Origin of the sequence: Virgibacillus sp. NKC19-16, from assembly GCF_021560035.1 — a bacterium.
Classification (GTDB): Bacteria; Bacillota; Bacilli; order Bacillales; family Amphibacillaceae; genus Virgibacillus_L; species Virgibacillus_L salidurans.
Genome location: NZ_CP074373.1, coordinates 193,973 through 216,545, shown reverse-complemented (window position 1 = coordinate 216,545; position 22,573 = coordinate 193,973). Strand labels below are relative to the sequence as shown.

General features: G+C 42.3%; 17 protein-coding genes, 9 tRNA genes and 3 rRNA genes. 4 read left to right on the top strand and 25 right to left on the bottom strand.

Going from position 1 to position 22,573, the window contains the following annotated elements:
• Nucleotides 1-42 precede the first annotated feature (42 nt).
• From KFZ58_RS01235 to sigW, 4 genes are all read right to left on the bottom strand, one after another.
• Entirely contained in the window at nt 43-1,266 is a 1,224-nt protein-coding gene (locus tag KFZ58_RS01235) for a CdaR family protein (protein WP_235793067.1), read from the bottom strand.
• Nucleotides 1,259-2,077, bottom strand: a complete 819-nt coding sequence (gene cdaA, locus KFZ58_RS01230) for a diadenylate cyclase CdaA (protein ID WP_235793066.1) — start codon at nt 2,075-2,077, stop codon at nt 1,259-1,261. Before cdaA ends, KFZ58_RS01235 begins: the two co-directional genes overlap by 8 nt.
• Before the next feature lie 155 nt (nt 2,078-2,232).
• Nucleotides 2,233-2,871, bottom strand: a complete 639-nt coding sequence (locus KFZ58_RS01225) for a zf-HC2 domain-containing protein (RefSeq protein ID WP_235793065.1) — start codon at nt 2,869-2,871, stop codon at nt 2,233-2,235.
• 15 nt (nt 2,872-2,886) lie between these two features.
• Nucleotides 2,887-3,450 carry an RNA polymerase sigma factor SigW gene (gene sigW / locus KFZ58_RS01220; RefSeq protein ID WP_235793064.1) on the bottom strand — a complete coding sequence of 188 codons (564 nt, stop codon included), beginning with the start codon at nt 3,448-3,450 and terminating at the stop codon, nt 2,887-2,889.
• 148 nt (nt 3,451-3,598) lie between these two features.
• Between sigW and KFZ58_RS01215 the strand changes: the two genes are divergently transcribed.
• The gene (locus tag KFZ58_RS01215; RefSeq protein ID WP_235793063.1) at nt 3,599-3,751 is read left to right on the top strand and encodes an aspartyl-phosphate phosphatase Spo0E family protein; all 153 of its coding nucleotides are present in this window, start codon (nt 3,599-3,601) and stop codon (nt 3,749-3,751) included.
• Between the two features lie 100 nt (nt 3,752-3,851).
• Here KFZ58_RS01215 and rocF read toward each other — a convergent pair whose 3' ends face one another.
• The 10 genes from rocF to KFZ58_RS01165 all read right to left on the bottom strand — a co-directional run bounded on the left by rocF (nt 3,852) and on the right by KFZ58_RS01165 (nt 10,080).
• Entirely contained in the window at nt 3,852-4,754 is a 903-nt protein-coding gene (gene rocF, locus KFZ58_RS01210; RefSeq protein WP_235793062.1) for an arginase, read from the bottom strand.
• A gap of 102 nt (nt 4,755-4,856) precedes the next feature.
• Complete coding sequence (locus KFZ58_RS01205) at nt 4,857-5,966, bottom strand: phosphomevalonate kinase (RefSeq protein WP_235793061.1); 1,110 nt, start codon at nt 5,964-5,966, stop codon at nt 4,857-4,859.
• Between the two features lie 13 nt (nt 5,967-5,979).
• Complete coding sequence (gene mvaD, locus KFZ58_RS01200) at nt 5,980-6,957, bottom strand: diphosphomevalonate decarboxylase (protein ID WP_235793060.1); 978 nt, start codon at nt 6,955-6,957, stop codon at nt 5,980-5,982.
• 14 nt (nt 6,958-6,971) lie between these two features.
• Complete coding sequence (mvk, locus tag KFZ58_RS01195) at nt 6,972-7,937, bottom strand: mevalonate kinase (protein ID WP_235793059.1); 966 nt, start codon at nt 7,935-7,937, stop codon at nt 6,972-6,974.
• On the bottom strand, nt 7,934-9,223 hold the full coding sequence (locus KFZ58_RS01190; protein ID WP_235793058.1) for a hydroxymethylglutaryl-CoA reductase, degradative: 1,290 nt from the start codon (nt 9,221-9,223) through the stop codon (nt 7,934-7,936). Before KFZ58_RS01190 ends, mvk begins: the two co-directional genes overlap by 4 nt.
• A 307-nt stretch (nt 9,224-9,530) precedes the next feature.
• Nucleotides 9,531-9,606 (bottom strand) — tRNA-Lys (locus tag KFZ58_RS01185).
• A 92-nt stretch (nt 9,607-9,698) separates the two neighbouring features.
• Nucleotides 9,699-9,773: transfer RNA gene (locus KFZ58_RS01180), tRNA-Gln, on the bottom strand.
• Between the two features lie 10 nt (nt 9,774-9,783).
• A tRNA-Tyr gene (locus KFZ58_RS01175) sits at nt 9,784-9,868 on the bottom strand.
• A gap of 58 nt (nt 9,869-9,926) precedes the next feature.
• Nucleotides 9,927-9,999, bottom strand: a tRNA-Thr gene (locus KFZ58_RS01170).
• Nucleotides 10,000-10,005: 6 nt separating this feature from the next.
• Nucleotides 10,006-10,080 (bottom strand) — tRNA-Glu (locus tag KFZ58_RS01165).
• 205 nt (nt 10,081-10,285) lie between these two features.
• Between KFZ58_RS01165 and fabI the strand changes: the two genes are divergently transcribed.
• Both fabI and KFZ58_RS01155 read left to right on the top strand, forming a co-directional pair.
• Nucleotides 10,286-11,062, top strand: coding sequence for an enoyl-ACP reductase FabI (gene fabI / locus KFZ58_RS01160; protein WP_235793057.1), 777 nt, complete (start codon nt 10,286-10,288; stop codon nt 11,060-11,062).
• 70 nt (nt 11,063-11,132) lie between these two features.
• Nucleotides 11,133-11,852: a YwaF family protein gene (locus KFZ58_RS01155; protein WP_235793056.1), complete on the top strand. Its 720-nt coding sequence runs from the start codon at nt 11,133-11,135 to the stop codon at nt 11,850-11,852.
• A 91-nt stretch (nt 11,853-11,943) separates the two neighbouring features.
• Here the strand turns inward: KFZ58_RS01155 and KFZ58_RS19105 are convergent, their stop codons facing one another.
• Nucleotides 11,944-12,072, bottom strand: coding sequence for a hypothetical protein (locus tag KFZ58_RS19105; protein ID WP_255694994.1), 129 nt, complete (start codon nt 12,070-12,072; stop codon nt 11,944-11,946).
• Nucleotides 12,073-12,317: 245 nt separating this feature from the next.
• Between KFZ58_RS19105 and KFZ58_RS01150 the strand changes: the two genes are divergently transcribed.
• Nucleotides 12,318-12,473, top strand: coding sequence for a hypothetical protein (locus KFZ58_RS01150; RefSeq protein WP_235793055.1), 156 nt, complete (start codon nt 12,318-12,320; stop codon nt 12,471-12,473).
• Between the two features lie 616 nt (nt 12,474-13,089).
• Here KFZ58_RS01150 and KFZ58_RS01145 read toward each other — a convergent pair.
• From KFZ58_RS01145 to KFZ58_RS01100, 10 genes are all read right to left on the bottom strand, one after another.
• Complete coding sequence (locus KFZ58_RS01145) at nt 13,090-14,124, bottom strand: flavin-containing monooxygenase (protein WP_235793054.1); 1,035 nt, start codon at nt 14,122-14,124, stop codon at nt 13,090-13,092.
• Nucleotides 14,117-16,288 carry a heavy metal translocating P-type ATPase gene (locus tag KFZ58_RS01140; protein ID WP_235793053.1) on the bottom strand — a complete coding sequence of 724 codons (2,172 nt, stop codon included), beginning with the start codon at nt 16,286-16,288 and terminating at the stop codon, nt 14,117-14,119. The genes KFZ58_RS01145 and KFZ58_RS01140 overlap by 8 nt, the downstream gene beginning before the upstream one ends.
• Entirely contained in the window at nt 16,281-16,649 is a 369-nt protein-coding gene (locus KFZ58_RS01135) for an ArsR/SmtB family transcription factor (RefSeq protein ID WP_235793052.1), read from the bottom strand. The genes KFZ58_RS01140 and KFZ58_RS01135 overlap by 8 nt, the downstream gene beginning before the upstream one ends.
• 427 nt (nt 16,650-17,076) lie before the next feature.
• Nucleotides 17,077-17,149 (bottom strand) — tRNA-Thr (locus KFZ58_RS01130).
• Nucleotides 17,150-17,156: 7 nt separating this feature from the next.
• Nucleotides 17,157-17,231 (bottom strand) — tRNA-Asn (locus tag KFZ58_RS01125).
• 90 nt (nt 17,232-17,321) lie between these two features.
• Nucleotides 17,322-17,437 (bottom strand): 5S ribosomal RNA (gene rrf / locus KFZ58_RS01120).
• Nucleotides 17,438-17,598: 161 nt separating this feature from the next.
• A 23S ribosomal RNA gene (locus KFZ58_RS01115) occupies nt 17,599-20,517 on the bottom strand.
• 80 nt (nt 20,518-20,597) lie between these two features.
• A tRNA-Ala gene (locus KFZ58_RS01110) sits at nt 20,598-20,670 on the bottom strand.
• 15 nt (nt 20,671-20,685) lie between these two features.
• Nucleotides 20,686-20,762 (bottom strand) — tRNA-Ile (locus KFZ58_RS01105).
• Nucleotides 20,763-20,876: 114 nt separating this feature from the next.
• Nucleotides 20,877-22,447 (bottom strand): 16S ribosomal RNA (locus tag KFZ58_RS01100).
• The 16S, 23S and 5S rRNA genes sit together here with 4 tRNA genes alongside, the layout of an rRNA operon.
• Nucleotides 22,448-22,573 lie beyond the last annotated feature (126 nt).

The window sequence follows — 22,573 nt, the reverse complement described above, 5'->3', positions numbered from 1 at the left end:
AGCGATGTTTATTAATCTCGGTAAATCTCTTACAGGCGTCACTTAAGTGATTTCAATTGTTACTTCTTCAAATTCCCCTGTGATTGTCACATCATCCGGGCCTTCAATCGTTACAGGCAAGGAATGCTCACCTTCTTCCAAATCACTTACATCAATGAATAGATTAAAATCTCCTGCTGTTAATTCACTTACATCTGCGCCATTTCCTGCAATTGTTATATCCATTTCCGAGTTGTCCGGATCCACAAAGGTCACATCTTGTCCATCCTGCAAGCCTTCTGTTTCAATAGGAACGTCTTCAATGGTTTGCGCTGGCTCCACCTCAACATCGACCTCCACCGTCTCCGTTTCCGATACTGCTCCTTCAGGCAGAGACAGGCTTGCATCAATTGTTTGTGACTCTGTAATTTGCGATAAATCTATTTCCTCTGTAGAAACACTTTCTATTTCTTCCAATACATCTGTCGTAGCAAAAATTTCAACCTCATCTATATTAGCATCAAGCGACTCTAATGCATACCCATCCGGCAATTCACCTGTTGTTGAGATATTGAGTGATACGGTATCGCTTGGATTATTTATATCAGCAGACACGACAGCATTTTCAGGTTCCACTAAAACATTCAATTCATTTCCTTGACTATCATATACATTAACAGGTACCTCACGATTGTTAATCGATTGATCTAATCCGGATACATTCACAAACACTTTTACCATTCCGATTTGATCGATAATACTTCTTGAACTGGTAATGGATACCGACGTGGGCTCTACTTCGAAGTCACCAAGTTCAAAACCCTCCGCAAGCTGGTCGCTATTAATGAAGTCTACAGTCACCGGAAATTCCTCTGTAGCTCGTTCTTCAATCGTCACCTCGGCTGTTTTTGGCTCGATGTATACGGACAATTCGGGTGGTATATCTTCATACTGAATTTCCACTTCATGTGTCCCTTCTCCTAACCCTTCCAGGTTAACAAACACATCAAAATTCCGTTGTCTCTCTACTGGAGTCAATATTCTCGCAACACCTTCTAAAGTAACGTTGACATACTCCGGAACACCACTCACAACATAATTTTCTTCATCCATACGTATATCTACCGGAACATTTTCTAGTGTACTCACCTCATCTGATGTCTCTGGAAAAAGGGTATTCTCATTTTCTGCCGTATCTGTTTCCATACTAACCATCACATATAGTAATATGGCAAAAACCAATGCTATAATCCTTACAAACCATTTACTTTCAAACCACTTATCCATTCTTTTCCCCCTTTCGTTTCCATGACTTCTTTTCAGGGGTTTTAAGATGTAATGATAAGTTTTCATTTAATATTTTACGAAGATCTTCTGGGTCAAGTTCTCTATGTAATTCTCCATTACGTGTACAAGAAATATTACCGGTTTCTTCAGATACAACAATCGTCAGTGAATCTGTCACTTCACTAATACCCATTGCCGCTCTGTGCCTTGTCCCCAGTTCCTTTGATATATAAGGGCTTTCTGATAATGGCAGATAACAAGCCGCAGCCACAATATTTTCCCTTTTTATAATGACAGCACCATCATGAAGTGGTGTATTTGGTGTGAAAATATTTGTAAGCAGTTGATGAGTCAGTCTCCCGTTTATCGGTATCCCTGTTTCTGCATAATCACCCATTCCTGTTTCACGCTCAATTGAAATTAATGCGCCTATACGCCTTTTAGCCATATATTTACATGATTGTATGATTGCTTCAATATTTTGTTCCATCAATTCCTCTTCAGATCTTGCACTTCTTGCGAAAATATTTCCCCTTCCAAGCTGTTCCAATGCTCTTCTTATCTCTGGTTGGAATAAAATAGCTATAAGGAGAAATCCCCATAGAATGGCTTGTTCTGTAATCCATTCGATTGTTTGTAAGCTAAATAAAATACTTAGCATTCTGACAGCCAACACAACCACAATCCCTTTTAAAAGCTGGATTGCCTTTGTGCCCCTAATCAGCATCATTAATTTATATAATACATACCAGACGAGAGCTATATCTACGCCTATTCTTAGCAGATTTAAAAGGAATCCCCCATCAAGCATGTTCACACATCCCTCTGTACATAAAATCACTCCCCAACAACTGGAAAGTAGCCTTCTTATTATAACATATTTTTGTATGGTACATGTATAAAAAAATAGGAAGCAGAGGGGAGGTTCTTTTGCTTTTTTTCAAGCAGGGAATTTTTGAACATCCCCTAAAAGTCAAATACACCTTGAAATACATTTTTTACCTGATACCATATCCAATCGAAAATTTGATCTACCTGATTCAGTTCACCGCTTACTTCTCCGACAGATCCTGCCATTAGCGGTTCCTCATCCATGGCTTCATTCTCTATTAGCTGACCGTTGATCAATGTAACATTTCCATCCACTGTTCCATCAATAATTAAATCACCGTTTTCAACATATAAATCTCCGGATACCGTTACATCTGCGGGAACGATAACGGTATCTCCCTCGATAATTAAATCCTCCTGTTTCGAGACAACCAATTCATTATCCTGATTCCATGAGGAAAAAACACCACTAATCATGAATATAAAAATTAGCGCTGCCGAGATCACCAGGGGATGTGCCTTAATCATGCGCAGATATGTCACACGTTTCTTTTCAGCTGGTAATTTTTGCATAACATTATTTGAAAAATTCGCTGGTGCTGCTATATGCTCCGTACTTTGTAGAAGTGTGATAGTCCTTTTTAGCTCATATAAATGCTTCTGACATGCTTCACATTCTTCTAAATGGCTGCCAAGTTCCTTCTCTTCTGCTTTGGTTAAGTCTCCATCTAAATATTTATGGATAAGCCCGTGAGCCTCATCGTTACAATTCATATGAATCACACTCCCTTACACATAACGCAATTTTCTCCTTAACGCTTCCCTTCCACGATGAATGCGGGTTTTAACCGTTCCGAGTGGAATATCCAGGGTATCACTGATCTCCTGAAGGGAAAATTCCTCTAAATAACGCAGAATAATGATACTCCGATATTTCGGTGGTAGCCTTAAGATCTCCTGATGTATAGATCTCTGCAATTCCTGACTCTCCACCTGTTCACCTGGAGACGGGTCTCTGCTGGTCAACTGGGAATACATATCCAAACCCTCAGTGCCTTTGATCTTATCATCAAGATAATAGTCCGGCTTTCGTTTTCGAATATGATCAATCGTTAGATTCGTGGCAATGCGATATAGCCATGTCGAAAATTTCCTGCGATCATCAAACGACTGGATATTCACATATGCCCGAATAAAGGCTTCCTGTGCTATATCCTCCGCCTCATGTGTATTCCCAATCATGCGAAAGCAATGTCGATAAATTTTATCTTGATATAATGCGATCACATCTTCAAAAGCGGATTGATCCCCTTTTTTCACCTGTCTTATTTTATCTCTAATTAGTTGCTCCATACTTCTTACCTCCGCTAATGATGCGGTATTTATGTTACGAATTGTGGTTCATAAAGGTTTCATTAAAGTTTTAAATAATTTAGGCGTTTAGACTTGCTTTTTTCTGGATACTTTTATAGTATATTATACTGGATAGGAGGATAGTTTTGTGGAAAAAGAGCAGTTATTAGAAAAAATTGAGGAATGTCGGCACGAAATGATTTTATTAAGCCATTCAAATGACTTAACTTCTGAGGCCGTCATCGCAACCAGTGTAAAGCTGGACAACCTCATCAACGATTATCAAAATTTTGCACATTAGTACGAGCAGAGCTCCTTAGATTAGACAAAAAAGAAAAATAGGGTAAAAAAAAGACATCAAATTTCTCCATATTTAGAGGTTTAATGTCTTTTTTAATGCATTATTTCAGTTTTTCGCCAAACAGTGAGCCCATTAGACCAACTGCTACCTCAGCTGTTTTATTTTTTTCATCTAATATCGGGTTTACTTCAACAAATTCAGCAGACGTTAGGATATCTGCCTCTGCAAGCATTTCCATCGCCAAATGGCTTTCACGATATGTAATCCCACCAATTACAGGAGTGCCAACGCCAGGCGCTTCGGATGGATCCAGCCCGTCAAGATCAAGACTTAAATGAATACCATCTGTTCTCTCCCTCAGATAGTCGATGGCTTCCTGCATTACATTTGACATGCCTATCCGATCAATTTCATGCATGGAGTACACGTTAATGCCTTTTTCACGGATTAATTCCTTTTCTCCAGGATCAAGTGAACGTGCGCCTACAATAACAATGTTTTCGGGCTTTATTTTAGGTGTATAACCTAATATATTCGTTAATTTCACGTGACCAATACCAAGGCTTGCTGCTAGTGGCATCCCGTGAATATTGCCTGATGGGGATGTTTCACTTGAATTCAAATCACCATGCGCATCATACCAGATCACACCTAAATTCTCATAATGCTTGGCTATTCCAGCTAAGCTGCCAATAGCAATACTATGATCTCCACCGAAGATTACCGGGAAGCGATTTTTCGTAATTTCCTGATCTACAATAGAAGCAAGCTCCGCGTTTGCTTGTATGACTTGTTGTAAGTTTTTCAAATTACTCTCTTCCACCGCTTTAGCTGTATCTGGGCGGGCAATTGCTATATCACCTAAATCATGTATATCATTTTTTAGTTCCTGTAGCTTTTCAATAGCACCAGCGTAACGCAACGCACTCGGCCCCATATCCACACCGCGGCGGCTTTGGCCCAAATCCATTGGTACACCAATAACTGACATATTATCTTGCATGCTCCATCCAGCCTCCTTCTCCTTTATTGTAGCCAAAAAAGTTCTAATGACTCAACTCGACATTTTATTGTATATATATGCATTAGAAAAAGCAGGCCTTGACTACCTGCTCACGTCCGCTTCTATAGCCCCATAGCCGCACGGCTGGATGTCCAATGGCTTAATCCCAGCTTGCTCCCAGGCCTGCATTAATGCTTCAGCCTTTTCCTTTGATGGCATAAACGCAATACCACAATCACCGCCCCCAGCTCCTGAAGGCTTGCCGGCACCACCATATCCTTCAGCTAAATCACATAATGTCCTCAGTAATGGTGTTTCAATTGCTACATCCGCATGTTTTCCTACTGTAGCTAGAGCCTGCCTATTTTTTTTGACACCTCTCAACAAAAGATCGACGTCTGATTCTGTCATACCCTTTAAAAAATATCCAACCGCTTCCTCACTATTTGTGAGAAACTGTTGAAACTTGGCGAGGGCATCATTTTTTAGTTTTAGTATTTCATCGACAAGTTTCTTCGTGGAAGCAGGCTTTCCAGTCCAGCCAATACACACATATATATTTTCAGGTAGTTTTATTGGCTCCACTGAAAAATAAGTCCACTCGCGCTCCAGAAGTTCTGTCAGTGTCTTCCGATTCTCGTACGCTTCGATTAACCAATCAGCCTGAAAAGATGAATATTGAAGAAAACCACCATAGGACGATGCTGCTACATCAGCTCCTGAACCATTTCGTTGTGTTATAACATGTGAAATAGCTGCAAGTTTAAATATCAACATTGCAGATGGTTTTTGAGGCAGATGTTTTTTTAAAATGGCAGAGATAACCGATGTTACCACGGCAGCACTTGATCCAAGGCCATATTTTACACCTGAAGCATCATCAAGCTCGCTTCGAATCGATAACTTAAAATGGCCAGGATTTATTTCATGCTCTCTTAAATAGGTAAACGCAAGGCTCATTGCTTTTTCTACAAAATGAACCCTTGCGTCATTTGTGTCGATCTTCACTTCATTATTTTTATATTCAAAGCGAAGGTCATGTAGCTTAAAATCTTCAAGTGTCAAGCTGTATTCATCACTTTGCTGAATATGTGCATATACAAAACGATCTACAGCCATGACAACCAGATTATGATGAGGTTCGAGCACAGCAAACTCTCCAGCTATCATCAACTTTCCGGGTACTTTTATGGTCATTGGTGTATTAGGCAAACTTTTTCAACCCCTATAGAAAGCTTACTCCCTGTCCTGATTTACTTAAGATTACGTCTTCTGCACCAGGTATGTCGCGGAGTGTCTTTTCGACAGTTTTTTCATTTTCAGGTAAATAGAGGACTTTCACATTCGGTCCTGCATCTATGGTAAAAAATGCTGGAATTCCTTTTGCTCGCATTGCTTGTACAGTTTGCATGACATCTACTGTTCTGTCTGTCCAATACGTGAAGGGAGGACTTGCACCCAGTGTCGTAGCATGCATTTTCAGACAATTTGCTTCTGCAATCTGTCCCGTTTTTTCAAAATCTCGTGTCATAATGCCTTCCTTAATTTGCTCCAAGTCTCCGGCTGCGCTCCTCAACCAGCCATCATAAAAAGGGGACGTTTCAACCGTTCGCTTCATTCCCTCACGACTCGACACATTTTTCACCGCATCAGAAAGGACGACAGCAGCAACGCGGATGTCCCAATGATCTTGTGCGGCTACGGGCACAGCATACGAATCGGAACCATCTAAGTGTTCACCCATCTGCCACTCTGCAAATCCGCCATAAATCGAGCGCGTGGCGGATCCTGAGCCTTGACGAGTTATTCTTGATAATTCCTGATCACTTAATGGTAAGCCAATCGCTTTTGTTGCTGCGGCGGCAAGTGCTGCAAAACCGGATGCCGACGATGCAAACCCGGCTGCAGTGGGGACATTATTTATGGAATGGACATCAGCATATAAATCTGTTTTCCCTGCAGTTTGGCGGATTAGATCGAGAAATTCGCGCACGCGGCTATACGATTCACCTGAAACAACCTCATCATTTATTGTAAAATGATCGACGGGCAAATCCTCTCGAAATTCTACCATTGTCGTTGTATGAAAACCGTCCAACGTCAGGGAAAGACTACTGTTCGTAGGTAATATTAGCGACTCATTGCGTTTTCCCCAATATTTAATTAAGGCAATATTCGTGTGTGCTTTCGCAGTAGCCTTCATTGTTCTTCCCCTTTTTAATATCTAGTTTTTTGCTTTAGCACAAATGGCCACACAGCCTGTGCTCCGACTTTCTTTAATTTCTCAGCAAGCTGGCGTGAGTGAACTTCATTTTGGGCAAGCGCAATAATGCAACCCCCATTGCCACCGCCTGTTAATTTCGCACCTAGAGCACCTTCCTGACGTGCAAAGTAGATAAGCCGATTTAATCCGGCATCACTTACACCGAGGGATTCGAGTTCTTTCTGTGCTTCATTTAACATATGTCCTAAAAAGTTTTTGCTTGCTTTTTCTAATGCATCTTTTGCATGGTGGGTTAATTGACCTATACGATCCAGTTTTGCCTGGATTCTTTTCGGCGCAGACTTTAGTAAATTGCCTACAGATTCAACGGATAATCTTGTATCCCCAATTCTGCCGGAGTCTGCTACAACAAAATGAAACTCATCACTTAGATCTATGAAATCAATCGGATGTTCTTTTTCATACCATACCGGCGATTCAGTTGTTATAGTAAGAGTATCAATACCGCTTGGAGCACCGTGGGCATATGTCTCGGAAATATTTGCAAGCTCCAGTAATTCATCTTCTGTATACTCCTCATTTGAATATGCAAATAAAGATTTAATCACAGAAATAGCCACGGAAGCACTGGACCCAAGACCTTTGCCATGCGGTATAGATGAATTTATATTGATCAATAAATCCTGGTATGGCAATTGCAGGTGATTTAATGTTTCTTTAATGCAATTGACGATACCACTCAGGGATTCAGGTGCTGATTCAAGTGGCCCATGATAGAATGAGCTATCGATTTTAATGGATCCAGGCACATATTCAACGACGGACTCTACACCTACTAACGGAAAGGGAATAGCAATTGCAGGTTGCCCGTGTACAACTGCATGCTCTCCTATCAAAATTAGTTTACTATGAGCTATTCCTATAGCTGTTTGTTCTGTGGTTGCTTTTTGTATACTCATTTTATATTTTGTTCCACCAATTCTTTAGCTTTTCCGACACGGATTTCTTTTTGTTCAATTAATTGTTCAGCAATAATATCAATCATCTCCCCAGAGGCCCCTGCTGCAATGGCAACAGAGCGAGAATGTAAAGCCATATGGCCTTTTTGAATACCGTCAGTTACTAAGGCTTTTAAAGCACCGAGGTTTTGTGCTAAACCGACCGAGACAATAACTTGGGCTAATTCCTGAGCCGATTTAACATCCAACATACTATATGCAATTTTTGACATGGAATGAACCTGGGTAGATCCACCTACCGTAGCCACAGACATTGGTAATTCCAGCTCACCAACAAGATTTCCTGACGGGTCCTTTGACCAGGTCGTCATGGAACTGTACTCGCCGCTTCGTGCTGCATAGGCATGCGCGCCTGCTTCAACCGCCCGCCAATCGTTACCTGTAGCAATGACAATTGGATCAATTCCGTTCATAATCCCTTTATTATGCGTGACCGCGCGATATGGATCCGATGCTGCAAATTCATAAGCATGTACAACTCCATCGCGGACTTCTTCCCCTGAAAAATCATCCGTTTGAAGTAGATCTGGAGGAATCACTACTCGCGAACGTGCCAAGCATTTATCTGCATAATTTGATAAAATTCGCAAGTAAACTTTCCCTTTCGTCAAGCCCTCCACTGTAGGGGCTAGGGCTTCCACCATAGTATTAATGATATTTGCCCCCATCGCGTCACATGTATTAACATATACATGCAACACAAGCATTTGACTGTATTTAGAGTCCGATCCTTCATTGAGTATTCGAACCTCCAAATCCTCGGCACCTCCGCCTCTGGCTGCTAGGCTCGGATAGGCTGCATTTGCATCTTCTATTAAAGATTCCTTCTCGCTTAAAAGAGCGCTCTTGGCAGCCTCCAAATCAGGGCTGCCCACTACTTGAATTTGACCAATCATAACTCGATCCGTAGCCTCAGCAGTAAAACCGCCCGTCTCCCGTACGATTTTAGCAATATGGCTTGCTGAAGCTACGATAGATGGTTCCTCAACCGCCATTGGTACTACATATTCTTTCCCATTTATGAGGAAATTCAATCCTAAACCGAGTGGCAATGGAAAGGTTCCAATCACATTTTCAATCATTTTATCTGCAGTATCTGCCGGCAGGGACTCATTTGAAAATAAATCAGCAGTCTCTTCATCTGTAAATGTATGCATATCTTGCAATAATTTCCTTCGCTCATCAACAGTCATATTATAAAAACCAGGAATTCTGGAGGTTTTCATACCCATATCATCCTTTTGTATAGCGTCATTGTTTAAAAAAGATCTATTTACATTTTAATATAAAACATGCTTAGAATAAAATTATAACATGTATATGCCTATTTCGTGGTTAGAAAAGTTATTTTAGTTATTAATGCCCTAATGGCAATTGTTTTTCTATTCTTATAATCCCTTTCCGAAACAAAATTACTCTATCTATTATGTAAAAAAAACACCCAAAATGCAAATAAACAAGGTTGCCTATTGTTACGACTACCTTGTTTATGTTCGATTGCAATATAATGTTGCTTTTTAGAATGATAAATCATGGTGAGCCATGGAGGAATCGAACCTCCGACCCTCTGATTAAAAGTCAGATGCTCTGCCGGCTGAGCTAATGGCTCATGATTTGGCGAGCTGCTCATTATGGATGAGATCTTGCTCGTAAGTTTTATGTAACGTCGAGTATTGAATAATTTCGCTTAAAATAAAAAAATGGCTGGGCCACCAGGATTCGAACCTGGGGTGCACGGGATCAAAACCCGATGCCTTACCGCTTGGCTATGGCCCAAAAATAGAAATGGTGGAGGGGGAGAGATTCGAACTCCCGAACCCTGAGGGAGCGGATTTACAGTCCGCCGCGTTTAGCCACTTCGCTACCCCTCCGATAGTCTTGACAGATATAATTGATTTATACATCAAATTCAATTGAAATAAAAAATGATGCCGGCCAGAGGACTTGAACCCCCAACCTACTGATTACAAGTCAGTTGCTCTACCAGTTGAGCTAGGCCGGCTATTGTTGGTGACCCGTACGGGATTCGAACCCGTGTTACCGCCGTGAAAGGGCGGTGTCTTAACCACTTGACCAACGGGCCATGAAGCAGCGTATTCATATATTTGTCGTAAACCGACGAATTGTATTATAACCAATCCGGCAAACTTTGTAAAGGGGAAAAGAGATTTTTTTAAAATAATTTTTTCTCAGGGATAAAAGTTCTTTATTTTAATCTAAAATTCGATTTCTCTAAAGAAACCAATTAAGTTATAATAGATAAAAGAAAATCAATTGGAGGTTTACTTATGTCTTGTTTATTAGAAGGAAAAAACATCATTATAATGGGAGTTGCAAACGAACGAAGCATTGCCTGGGGGATAACGAAATCATTACATAACGCAGGTGCGAATTTAATTTTCACCAATAGACAGGAGCGATCCTATCAAAAACTAACCAAGCTTCTTGAACAAAATGATATCGAACCAAAATTAATTGTTTCCTGTGATGTTGCGAGCGACGAAAGTATTAATCAAGCTTTCGATGAAATCAAGGAAAAAATTGGCGTTGTTCACGGGCTTGTACATGCGGTTGCTTTTGCGAATCGGGATGAATTAAGTGGTGAATTTGCAGACACTTCACGTGAGGGATTCTTATTGGCGCAAGAAATCAGCGCGTACTCACTTGCAGCTGTCACTAGGGCTGCCAAAGAGTTAATGACAGAAGGCGGCAGTATTGTTACCCAAACATACCTGGGAGCAGAACGCGTCATCAAAAACTACAATGTCATGGGTGTTGCAAAAGCATCATTGGAAGCTAGTGTGAGGTATTTAGCAGAAGATGTCGGAAAGTATGGCATTCGCGTTAACGCAGTATCTGCAGGCCCAATACGCACCTTATCCGCCAAAGGAGTATCAGGCTTCAACGAGAAAGCAGGAATTATTGAAGAAAAAGCCCCATTACGTCGAAATGTGGATCAGGATCAAGTTGGCGATGCAACATTATTTTTCATGAGCGAACTTTCCAGAGGCGTAACCGGCGAAGTCATGCATGTAGATTCCGGATACCATATCATCGGTGGATAAATTTTATCAGGGCGCCTGTCTGCTTGCATGCAGTAGCAGGCCCTTTTCTCTATATGGGGAGGTTAATCTAATGAAAGAATGGTTCAGTGATATACATGGAGAGCCCTTTATTGCTTTTGGTTCCAGTCATATTACGGTGCTAATTATATATTTTGTCGGGCTTATCACTCTTTTACTAACATATAAAAGAATTCTAACTAACCCATCTACATACAACTTCATAAGATGGACTCTTTTTGTTTTATTAATCCTTTCAGAGTTATCTTATCAAGTGTGGACAGCTGCTAATGGCATATGGAATTTACGCGATCATATGCCACTGCATTTATGTGGCATAGCCGGCATCACCGGAGCCATCGCCCTCGTTACGCATAATAAGAAATTAATCACCATCACATTTTTTATCGGATTCGTCCCTGCTTTCTTGGCACTTATGACACCTGAATTACCATATGATTATCCGCATTTCCGCTTCTGGAAATTTTTCATTCATCACATGGCGATTTCGTGGGTCAGTATTTTTCTAGTACTAACCAACGCTGTAAAAATTACATTTAAGTCAACTATGCAAGCGTACGGATACTTACTATTATATGCCGCGATAATCGGGTACTTTATTAATCCCGTATTGGATTCTAATTATCTATATCTCTCGCATACGCCATCTGCGAATACCCCGCTTGATTTGCTTGGAAGTGGCGTGTGGTATTATATTAATCTTTGTTTATTGGCGCTGGTCGTGTTTGTTGGGTTATTTGGGATTTATAAACTCTTTCGTATTAAAAAATAATGGAGACCAGGTTAATGCTTCCCCGGCCTCCTGCGAATGATAATTCATCACCTATTGCGTTCGCTAAATATTTTAATAAAGTTATCCTGCACTATATCTTCAACTGTATCCACTGCGTTGGCATTGCACCAAAAAATGATGCCAGATAACCAATTAGCAAACCGATCCCAAGCAAAATCAAAACAGCGATAATAGTTCCGAGTAACCTTTTGTTATCCATCCACACCTCCCCCTTCGTGTAAGCTGTTAAATTGCCCTCGTGTGTAAAGGTAGTGAATATGCCTATACATTATATTTATTAGTGGACGTGATAAAATGTTACTGGGATAGAACGTGTATTTATGTAAACAAATGTGAAAGCTTTAAATTAGATGTTAACCGAGAGATGGCAGAAAACAATCCTACGAAACGTATTACATAATGGGTTAAATGCCATTGTTTTAGAATAAAGTGAGGATGACTAGTATGGATACGATCAAAATCCCAAATGATGCAGGGATGATTATAAGCACATCGAGCAAAGGGGATCAGGCCAAATGGCTCGTAGGCGATAAATGGGTAAAGGAAAATCCACGTGGTTATGAAAACATCGCTGAATACATTACTTCTCTCGTACTATAATGCTCAACCAAATAAACAGATTTATTTATCCTTCCAGTTTTTTAAAATTAGACGATTCATTAAGTGTCTAAATCATCCATTTTTTACACATCTTACACTTATTCGGATTTATCTAGTAACAAATCATTTTTCTATACCCTTCGCCTGTCCCATATCCATTTTCAACTAGGAATATGAAAGGTTCTAATTGAAGAAAATATATTAGAAATCCCTTTTCATCTAAAAAATGAGTTTCTCCATCATAGGAGAAACTCTATGCACCTACACTTATATAAAAGCTTCCAAGCAGATTCGAACTGCTGCCCCACCTTACCATTTCTGTGTCAATAAGATTATTAAAGAACCTACGTTCCATACCCTCTGTTTTTACAAGGTTAATTCGCGTCTAATGGAGTCCTTTTATTGTTTTTTCCATCTACTTGTATCTTTTATGTTTGCAGTTTGGTTTGCAATTCATATAATCTTCCTGATTTACTCTTTTATAATAGTACTATTAATAAGGAAGAAACACGGGTCATAAATTTAATCCAGATTCGTAATAGGTGATCCACTAAATAATTCGAGGTTGTTTTGATCCCTTTATTAAACAATCGCGCGTTTGTGGAAGACCGACTGTTCACCTTTGTATAATTTTTTCTGCAATCGCATTAGCATCATCACTTACACCATAGATCAAAGCTGAACTTCTTTTACTTTGCCAACTTAATCCAAGAAAATAGAGCCCCTGAACATTCGTTACTCCAAATTTATGAATGGGTTTACCTACATCGTTTAGAACACCCTTAATATCAACCCAAGAATAATTATTGCGATACCCTGTTGCCCAAATGATTGACTTTACTTCCTTGGAAGGCGAATTTTTAAAGGATGCTATACCTTCCTTGACAGCCTCGACTCGACTAACTACTTCAACATACTTTTTGATTGTTTTATAATCATCACCAATAATTGGATCTCTCTTTTGAATAAACTTTCCTACTAATGAATCGGGCTTTACTATAGAAACCCCTAAAGTTTCTAACCACCAAAACAAACTTTTCCCCGCAATCCTTTGTGGAATCCTTTTAATTGATTTACTTTTTGAAAGTGTAACTGTGTGCGTGCCACTCAATTCAGCTGCAATCTGGATGCCAGTATTTCCTGCCCCAAAAATCAACACATCACCTTTAGGAATTTGTTCCGGGTTTTGATAATCCGAAGCATGAATCATGAAAGGAATAGAATCATCATGAATATGCGGGATGAAAGGATGATGGAAAGCACCTGTAGCCACAACGACATAACGGGCAGTATAACATTGATCCTGCGTAAAGATACGGAATTTCTGATTACTTACATTTGATAGTTTTATGACTTTTTGGTTATTAATTACGGGTAAATTATTTACTGATTTGAATTTTTGTAAATACAAAACTACTTCATCTTTATGAGGAAACCCATTAGGATCGCCTTCAAAAGTAAAATTATGCAATTGACTATAATTTCTTGGGGTGAACAACCTTAATGAATCATAACGTTTTCTCCAAGATGTCCCTGTTTCACCATTTTCATCAAGAATAATAAAACTTATCTTATGTTGCTTGAGTGCATATCCCATCGCTAAACCAGCCTGGCCGCCACCGATTATAACAACCTCTTTAAACTTACTCATCTTCCTTCACTCGCATAAGCCTTAAACTATTCAGAGCTACTAAAAGAGTTGCACCCATATCCGAGAGAATGGCAATCCAAAGTGTTAACCAGCCTGGGATGACCAGAAATAAGGCGACAAGTTTAATAGCAATGGCAAAAGTTATGTTCCCTTTGATGATGTTTAAGGTTTTTCGGCTAAGTTTAACAGTAAAGGGAAGTTTCTTTAAATCATCACCCATTAAAGCAACATCCGCTGTTTCAAGTGCAGTATCCGTACCAACTCCACCCATGGCTATCCCAACTGTAGAAGCTGCTAAGGCTGGGGCATCATTGACTCCATCACCCACCATAGCAACATGGTTATTCTCCGATTTTAATTGTTTAATTACATCCAATTTATCCTGTGGTAATAACTCTGATTGAACATCCGTTACGCCGACATGCTCACCTATCGCATTCGCAGTGCTATGGTTGTCACCTGTAAGCATAACCGTTTTTTTAATTCCTGCCTGGTGTAACTTTTGAATAACTTCCTTGCTTGATTCCCGCACTTCATCTGCAACAGCAATAATAGCTTCAATTTTATCCTCTGTTCCTACGACCATAACTGTTTTTCCTTGCTTCTGAAGTGCTATAACATCCCATTCTATTGCCTTATTAAGATTAGTTACCGATAACTCTTGAAATAATTTCGGGCTTCCAATATAATATATTTTCCCATTTATCTTACCCATTATCCCTTTGCCTGTAATTGAAGAAAAATCTTCTATGGGTATGTCAGAATAAGAAATATTATCACTGTCAGCTTTTTTCATAATCGCTGACGCTAATGGGTGCCCGGAACGATATTCTAATGCAGTTATGATTGACAGTAGCCCTTGTTCATCTGTTTGTTCCTCGATTACTCTATAATCTGTTACAACGGGAACTCCTTTGGTGAGCGTACCTGTCTTATCAAAAGCAATAGCCTTCAATCCACCGATTTCTTCTAGGTAAACTCCACCTTTTACTAGGATACCTTTTTTCGCTGCATTTCCTATTGCAGATACAATCGATATTGGAGTAGAAATAACCAATGCACAAGGACAACCAACGACAAGCACAGCTAAACCTTGATAGATCCATGTTTCCCAACCTGCGCCAAAGAATAATGGAGGAAGAACAGCAACTAATGCTGCAACAATCACAATGACAGGAGTATAATATTTTGCAAATTTATCAACAAAAGCCTGGGCTGGCGCACGCTCGCCTTGCGCTTCCTCAACAAGATAAATAATTTTTGAAATTGTCGTATCTTCAACTAATTTTGTTATTTTTACTTCAAGCAATCCTTCTTCATTAAGCGTACCTGCAAACACTTCATCGTCTAGGTTTTTTTCAACAGGAACCGACTCGCCTGTTATTGCTGCTTGGTTAATGGCGGAGTAACCATTTACAATAACGCCATCCATCGCAATCTTTTGCCCCGGCTTAACAAGCATAATATCCCCAACTGCGATATCATTGACATGGACCATTATTTCCTGTCCATTTCTTCTAATAACCGCCTCTTTGGGTGCAATATCCATCAATGAACGAATCGATTGCCTTGCTCGATCCATTGAGAAGCGTTCTAAGGCTTCACTAATGGCGAAGAGAATGACAACAATTGCAACCTCTGCCCATTCCCCTATAATAACACCGCCGATAACAGCAATCGTCATAAGAGTTCGCATATCAAACTCAAATCGAACTAAATTTTGCAGGCCTGTTTTTAAGAGTGACAGCCCTCCGACAAGCATTGATGTAATAAATAATAGTGCCGTAACAATATTCTCATTCCCATTTACAAACATGGAAAGAAAACCGAGAGCCATAAATAAAACCGAATAAAGCAACGTACTGTGCTTTTTATAAAATGGCACTTTTTCTTCCTGTTTCTTTTCTTCTTCATTGACTACTTCCGCGGATTTCTCAGGTTTCACTTTAAGATTCTCAAATGCCCCTGCCTGTTCTAATTGTTCAACAGTTGTTTCACCATACACGGAAATTTTAGATGCTCCAAAATTAACTTTCGCATCTTGGACTTCCGGTAACTTTTTAACATTTTTCTCGAACTTTCTTGCACAATTTGCACATGAAAATCCCTGGACCCGATAATCGTTCATTTCTTCTTTCATTACTTTTGCCTCTTGTTCAGACATTGACCTTCACTTCTTTCTTATGTGCTAAGGCAATTATCATTATCTGATTGATATGTTCATCATCTAACGAATAAAAAGCGAGTTTTCCTTCTTTTCTAAACTTGACAATCCCTTGCTTATGAAGCGTTCGTAAGTGATGAGAAGCATTAGCAACTGTAACGCCTAAGATATTTGCTATATCACAAACACACAGTTCTTCATCCTGACACAAAGCATAGGTGATTTTTGCTCTATTTTCGTCGGCAATTGCTTTTAACATTTGAGAAACACCAGAAATATCTACTGTCTGTAAATCACCCTGTATTCGATTGACCTTTTCCTCGTCATAACAAAAAACTTCACAAGTATCTTTTTTATTCATACTTATCACCCATCATCATTCAAATATTTATTTGAATATATTATAACCATTTTTGTTGTTTCATTCAAGTAATTATTTGAATAAACATAAAAAGAAGAATCAGGGCACGTACCCCCAATTCTTCTTCAACTTAACTGCCAGTTACAATCCTTCCCTTTAGCTTAATAAAATTATTTAAAATTCCTTCATTGTGAACAATACTTTATTCCATTAAATGGACCTATTGCTGAATTGGAACAATCCAACATATCAACATTGTATCAATCTTTATTATAAATTATCAAACTTTATTTCAAAGCCACAAATTGCATGATAAAGTCAGTCTTTCAACGCTTTATCCTAATAAAGGTTTGCAAACCTCTTTTTAACCAAAAAAATAAGTTTCCCCTTTATAGGAGAAACCCTTCTATACCAACGTTTTTGACTAAGCTTCCAAGCAGATTCGAACTGCTGACCCCCACCTTACCATGGTGGTGCTCTACCTGCTGAGCTATGGAAGCATAAAAATGGCTCCACAGGTAGGATTCGAACCTACGACCGATCGGTTAACAGCCGATAGCTCTACCACTGAGCTACTGTGGAATAATCTAATATATTTCATCAAAATCATACTTTATTATTATGTATTTCATTATACTTTTTTATACAATAAAAAAGTATATAAAAAAATCGGCCTGGCGGCATCCTACTCTTGCAGGGGCAAAGCCCCAACTACCATCGGCGCTGGAGAGCTTAACTTCTGTGTTCGGCATGGAAACAGGTGTGACCTCTCCGCTATTACTACCAGACCTAATGTGTTAGGTCGTTCTGTGTTGATCAATCAGAACTTCCTTCTTTAAAATGAAGACAAGATATATTATATGCATTTCTAATAGAAAATGCAAGGGTTTTTTTCATTTATACCCTAAAAACTAAATAAGAGTTTCATGAACGACCATCAAAAAAGAAATTAGTTAAGTCCTCGATCGATTAGTATTCGTCAGCTGCACGTGTCACCACGCTTCCACCTCGAACCTATCTACCTCATCGTCTCTGAGGGATCTTACTCACTCGAAGTGATGGGAAGTCTCATCTAGAGGGGGGCTTCATGCTTAGATGCTTTCAGCACTTATCCTTGCCACACGTAGCTACCCAGCCATGCTCCTGGCGGAACAACTGGTACACCAGCGGTGTGTCCATCCCGGTCCTCTCGTACTAAGGACAGCTCCTCTCAAACTTCCAGCGCCCACGACGGATAGGGACCGAACTGTCTCACGACGTTCTGAACCCAGCTCGCGTACCGCTTTAATGGGCGAACAGCCCAACCCTTGGGACCGACTACAGCCCCAGGATGCGATGAGCCGACATCGAGGTGCCAAACCTCCCCGTCGATGTGAACTCTTGGGGGAGATAAGCCTGTTATCCCCGGGGTAGCTTTTATCCGTTGAGCGATGGCCCTTCCATACGGTACCACCGGATCACTAAGCCCGACTTTCGTCCCTGCTCGACTTGTAGGTCTCGCAGTCAAGCTCCCTTCTGCCTTTACACGCTACGAATGATTTCCAACCATTCTGAGGGAACCTTTGGGCGCCTCCGTTACTCTTTGGGAGGCGACCGCCCCAGTCAAACTGCCTACCTGACACTGTCTCCGAACCGGATCACGGTTCTGGGTTAGAAGGTGCGTGCAGCCAGGGTGGTATCCCACGGGTGCCTCCTCGTAAGCTAGCGCTCACGATTCTAAGGCTCCCACCTATCCTGTACAAGCTGCACGAACATTCAATATCAGGCTACAGTAAAGCTCCACGGGGTCTTTCCGTCCTGTCGCGGGTAATGCGCATCTTCACGCATAGTATAATTTCACCGGGTCTCTCGTTGAGACAGTGCCCAAGTCGTTGCACCTTTCGTGCGGGTCGGAACTTACCCGACAAGGAATTTCGCTACCTTAGGACCGTTATAGTTACGGCCGCCGTTTACTGGGGCTTCGGTTCTACGCTTCGCTCGGAAGCTAACGTTTCCCCTTAACCTTCCAGCACCGGGCAGGTGTCAGCCCCTATACTTCGCCTTGCGGCTTCGCAGAGACCTGTGTTTTTGATAAACAGTCGCTTGGGCCTATTCACTGCGGCTCCTCCTAAAGAGGAGCACCCCTTCTCCCGAAGTTACGGGGTCATTTTGCCGAGTTCCTTAACGAGAGTTCTCCCGATCACCTTAGGATTCTCTCCTCGCCTACCTGTGTCGGTTTGCGGTACGGGCACCTATGACCTCACTAGAGGCTTTTCTTGGCAGTGTGAAATCAGGAACTTCGGTACTCTATTTCCCTCCCCATCACAGCTCGCAATTGTTGGACGGATTTGCCTATCCAACTCGCTCACTGCTTGGGCGCACCATTCCATCGGTGCGCTTTCCTTATCCTCCTGCGTCCCCCGTCATTCAAACAGTCATGAGGTGGTACAGGAATATCTACCTGTTGGCCATCGCCTACGCCTTTCGGCCTCGGCTTAGGTCCCGACTAACCCTGAGAGGACGAGCCTTCCTCAGGAAACCTTAGGCTTTCGGTGAAAGAGATTCTCACTCTTTTTTCGCTACTCATACCGGCATTCTCACTTCCAAGCGCTCCACCAGTCCTCACGGTCTGACTTCACTGCACTTGGAACGCTCTCCTACCATTGTTCGAAGAACAATCCGCAGCTTCGGTGATACGTTTAGCCCCGGTACATTTTCGGCGCAGTGTCACTCGACCAGTGAGCTATTACGCACTCTTTAAATGATGGCTGCTTCTAAGCCAACATCCTGGTTGTCTGAGCAACGCCACATCCTTTTCCACTTAACGTATACTTAGGGACCTTAGCTGGCGGTCTGGGCTGTTTCCCTTTCGACTATGAACCTTATCACCCATAGTCTGACTCCCAGGGCTAAGTAGCTGGCATTCGGAGTTTGACTGAATTCGGTAACCCGGTGAGGGCCCCTCGTCCAATCAGTGCTCTACCTCCAGTACTCATTCCCCTGAGGCTAGCCCTAAAGCTATTTCGGAGAGAACCAGCTATCTCCGTGTTCGATTGGCATTTCACCCCTACCCACACCTCATCCCCGCATTTTTCAACATACGTGGGTTCGGGCCTCCAGTCAGTGTTACCTGACCTTCACCCTGGACATGGGTAGATCACACGGTTTCGGGTCTACGACCACATACTAATTCGCCCTATTCAGACTCGCTTTCGCTGCGGCTCCGTGTCTTCCACTTAACCTTGCATGGGATCGTAACTCGCCGGTCCATTCTACAAAAGGTACGCCGTTACCCATTAACGGGCTTCGACTACTTGTAAGCGCACGGTTTCAGGTTCTCTTTCACTCCCCTTCCGGGGTGCTTTTCACCTTTCCCTCACGGTACTGGTTCACTATCGGTCACGAGGGAGTATTTAGCCTTGGGAGATGGTCCTCCCGGATTCCGACGGAATTTCTCGTGTTCCGCCGTACTCAGGATACACTCCGGAGAAAACGCTCTTTCAATTACAGGGCTCTTACCTTCTATGGCTGATCGTTCCAGATCGATTCATCTAAAGCATTTCTTTGTAACTCCTAATGGAGTGTCCTACAACCCCGAAAAGCAAGCTTTTCGGTTTGGGCTCCTTTCCGTTTCGCTCGCCGCTACTTGGGAAATCGCATTTGCTTTCTATTCCTCCGGGTACTGAGATGTTTCAGTTCCCCGGGTCTGCCTCATCTACCCTATGTATTCAGATAGATGTCCTGTTCCATTACGAACAGTGGGTTCCCCCATTCGGAAATTCCCGGATCAACGTTTACTTACAACTCCCCGAGACATATCGGTGTTAGTCCCGTCCTTCTTCGGCTCCTCGTACCTAGGCATTCACCGTGCGCCCTTCTTCACTTAACTAAATTACTAGTTAATGGTTCCAAAGAACTTACATTTTTTGATGTCGTTATTACTCTTATTTAGTTTTCAAGGTACAAAAATGGAGCCTAGCGGGATCGAACCGCTGACCTCCTGCGTGCAAGGCAGGCGCTCTCCCAGCTGAGCTAAGGCCCCGTATTCGTCAATAGATGGTGGGCCTGGGTGGACTCGAACCACCGACCTCACGCTTATCAGGCGTGCGCTCTAACCAACTGAGCTACAGGCCCATCTATTTATATAATTCATCAGAGGAATTCACTCTCTCAAAACTGAACCAAACAACCATGTATGTCCTCGACCAGAGGTCTAAGACCTCTAGCGTTCCTTCTAAATATCCTTAGAAAGGAGGTGATCCAGCCGCACCTTCCGATACGGCTACCTTGTTACGACTTCACCCCAATCATTGGCCCCACCTTCGGCGGCTGGCTCACGTAAACGTGTTACCTCACCGACTTCGGGTGTTGCTAACTCTCGTGGTGTGACGGGCGGTGTGTACAAGGCCCGGGAACGTATTCACCGCGGCATGCTGATCCGCGATTACTAGCGATTCCGGCTTCATACAGGCGAGTTGCAGCCTGCAATCCGAACTGAGAATGGTTTTATGGGATTTGCTGAGCGTTACCGCTTCGCTGCCCTTTGTTCCATCCATTGTAGCACGTGTGTAGCCCAGGTCATAAGGGGCATGATGATTTGACGTCATCCCCACCTTCCTCCGGTTTGTCACCGGCAGTCAAATTAGAGTGCCCAACTTAATGCTGGCAACTAATCTCAAGGGTTGCGCTCGTTACGGGACTTAACCCAACATCTCACGACACGAGCTGACGACAACCATGCACCACCTGTCACTCTGTCCCCGAAGGGAACTCGGTATCTCTACCGATTGCAGAGGATGTCAAGACCTGGTAAGGTTCTTCGCGTTGCTTCGAATTAAACCACATGCTCCACCGCTTGTGCGGGCCCCCGTCAATTCTTTTGAGTTTCAGCCTTGCGGCCGTACTCCCCAGGCGGAGTGCTTAATGCGTTAACTTCAGCACTAAGGGGCGGAAACCCCCTAACACCTAGCACTCATCGTTTACGGCGTGGACTACCAGGGTATCTAATCCTGTTCGCTCCCCACGCTTTCGCTCCTCAGCGTCAGTTACAGACCAGAGAGTCGCCTTCGCCACTGGTGTTCCTCCACATCTCTACGCATTTCACCGCTACACGTGGAATTCCACTCTCCTCTTCTGTACTCAAGTCCTCCAGTTTCCAATGACCGCTCACGGTTGAGCCGCAAGATTTCACATCAGACTTAAAAGACCGCCTGCGAGCGCTTTACGCCCAATAATTCCGGACAACGCTTGCCCCCTACGTATTACCGCGGCTGCTGGCACGTAGTTAGCCGGGGCTTTCTGGTTAGGTACCGTCAAGGTACTGCCTTATTCAAACAGTACTTGTTCTTCCCTAACAACAGAGTTTTACGATCCGAAAACCTTCATCACTCACGCGGCGTTGCACCGTCAGACTTTCGTCCATTGCGGATGATTCCCTACTGCTGCCTCCCGTAGGAGTCTGGGCCGTGTCTCAGTCCCAGTGTGGCCGATCACCCTCTCAGGTCGGCTACGCATCGTCGCCTTGGTGAGCTCTTATCTCACCAACTAGCTAATGCGTCGCGGGCCCATCTGTAAGTGACAGCATAAAAGCCGCCTTTCAACTTCTCATCAGGAGATGAAAAGTGTTATCCGGTATTAGCTCGCGTTTCCACGAGTTATCCCAGTCTTACAGGCAGGTTGCCCACGTGTTACTCACCCGTCCGCCGCTCGTTCCACAGGCGCACACCCCGAAGGGTGATTGCCTGCTTCCCGCGCTCGACTTGCATGTATTAGGCACGCCGCCAGCGTTCGTCCTGAGCCAAGATCAAACTCTCCATAAAAGTTTGAATATAATTGACACCAATCAATCATATAATGTCTTAGCTTAAAAATTGATTTAGGGTTTGAAATCTTCCATTCAGATTATAATAATCTGACCTTCGATGCCTTACCACTAATATCTGTTT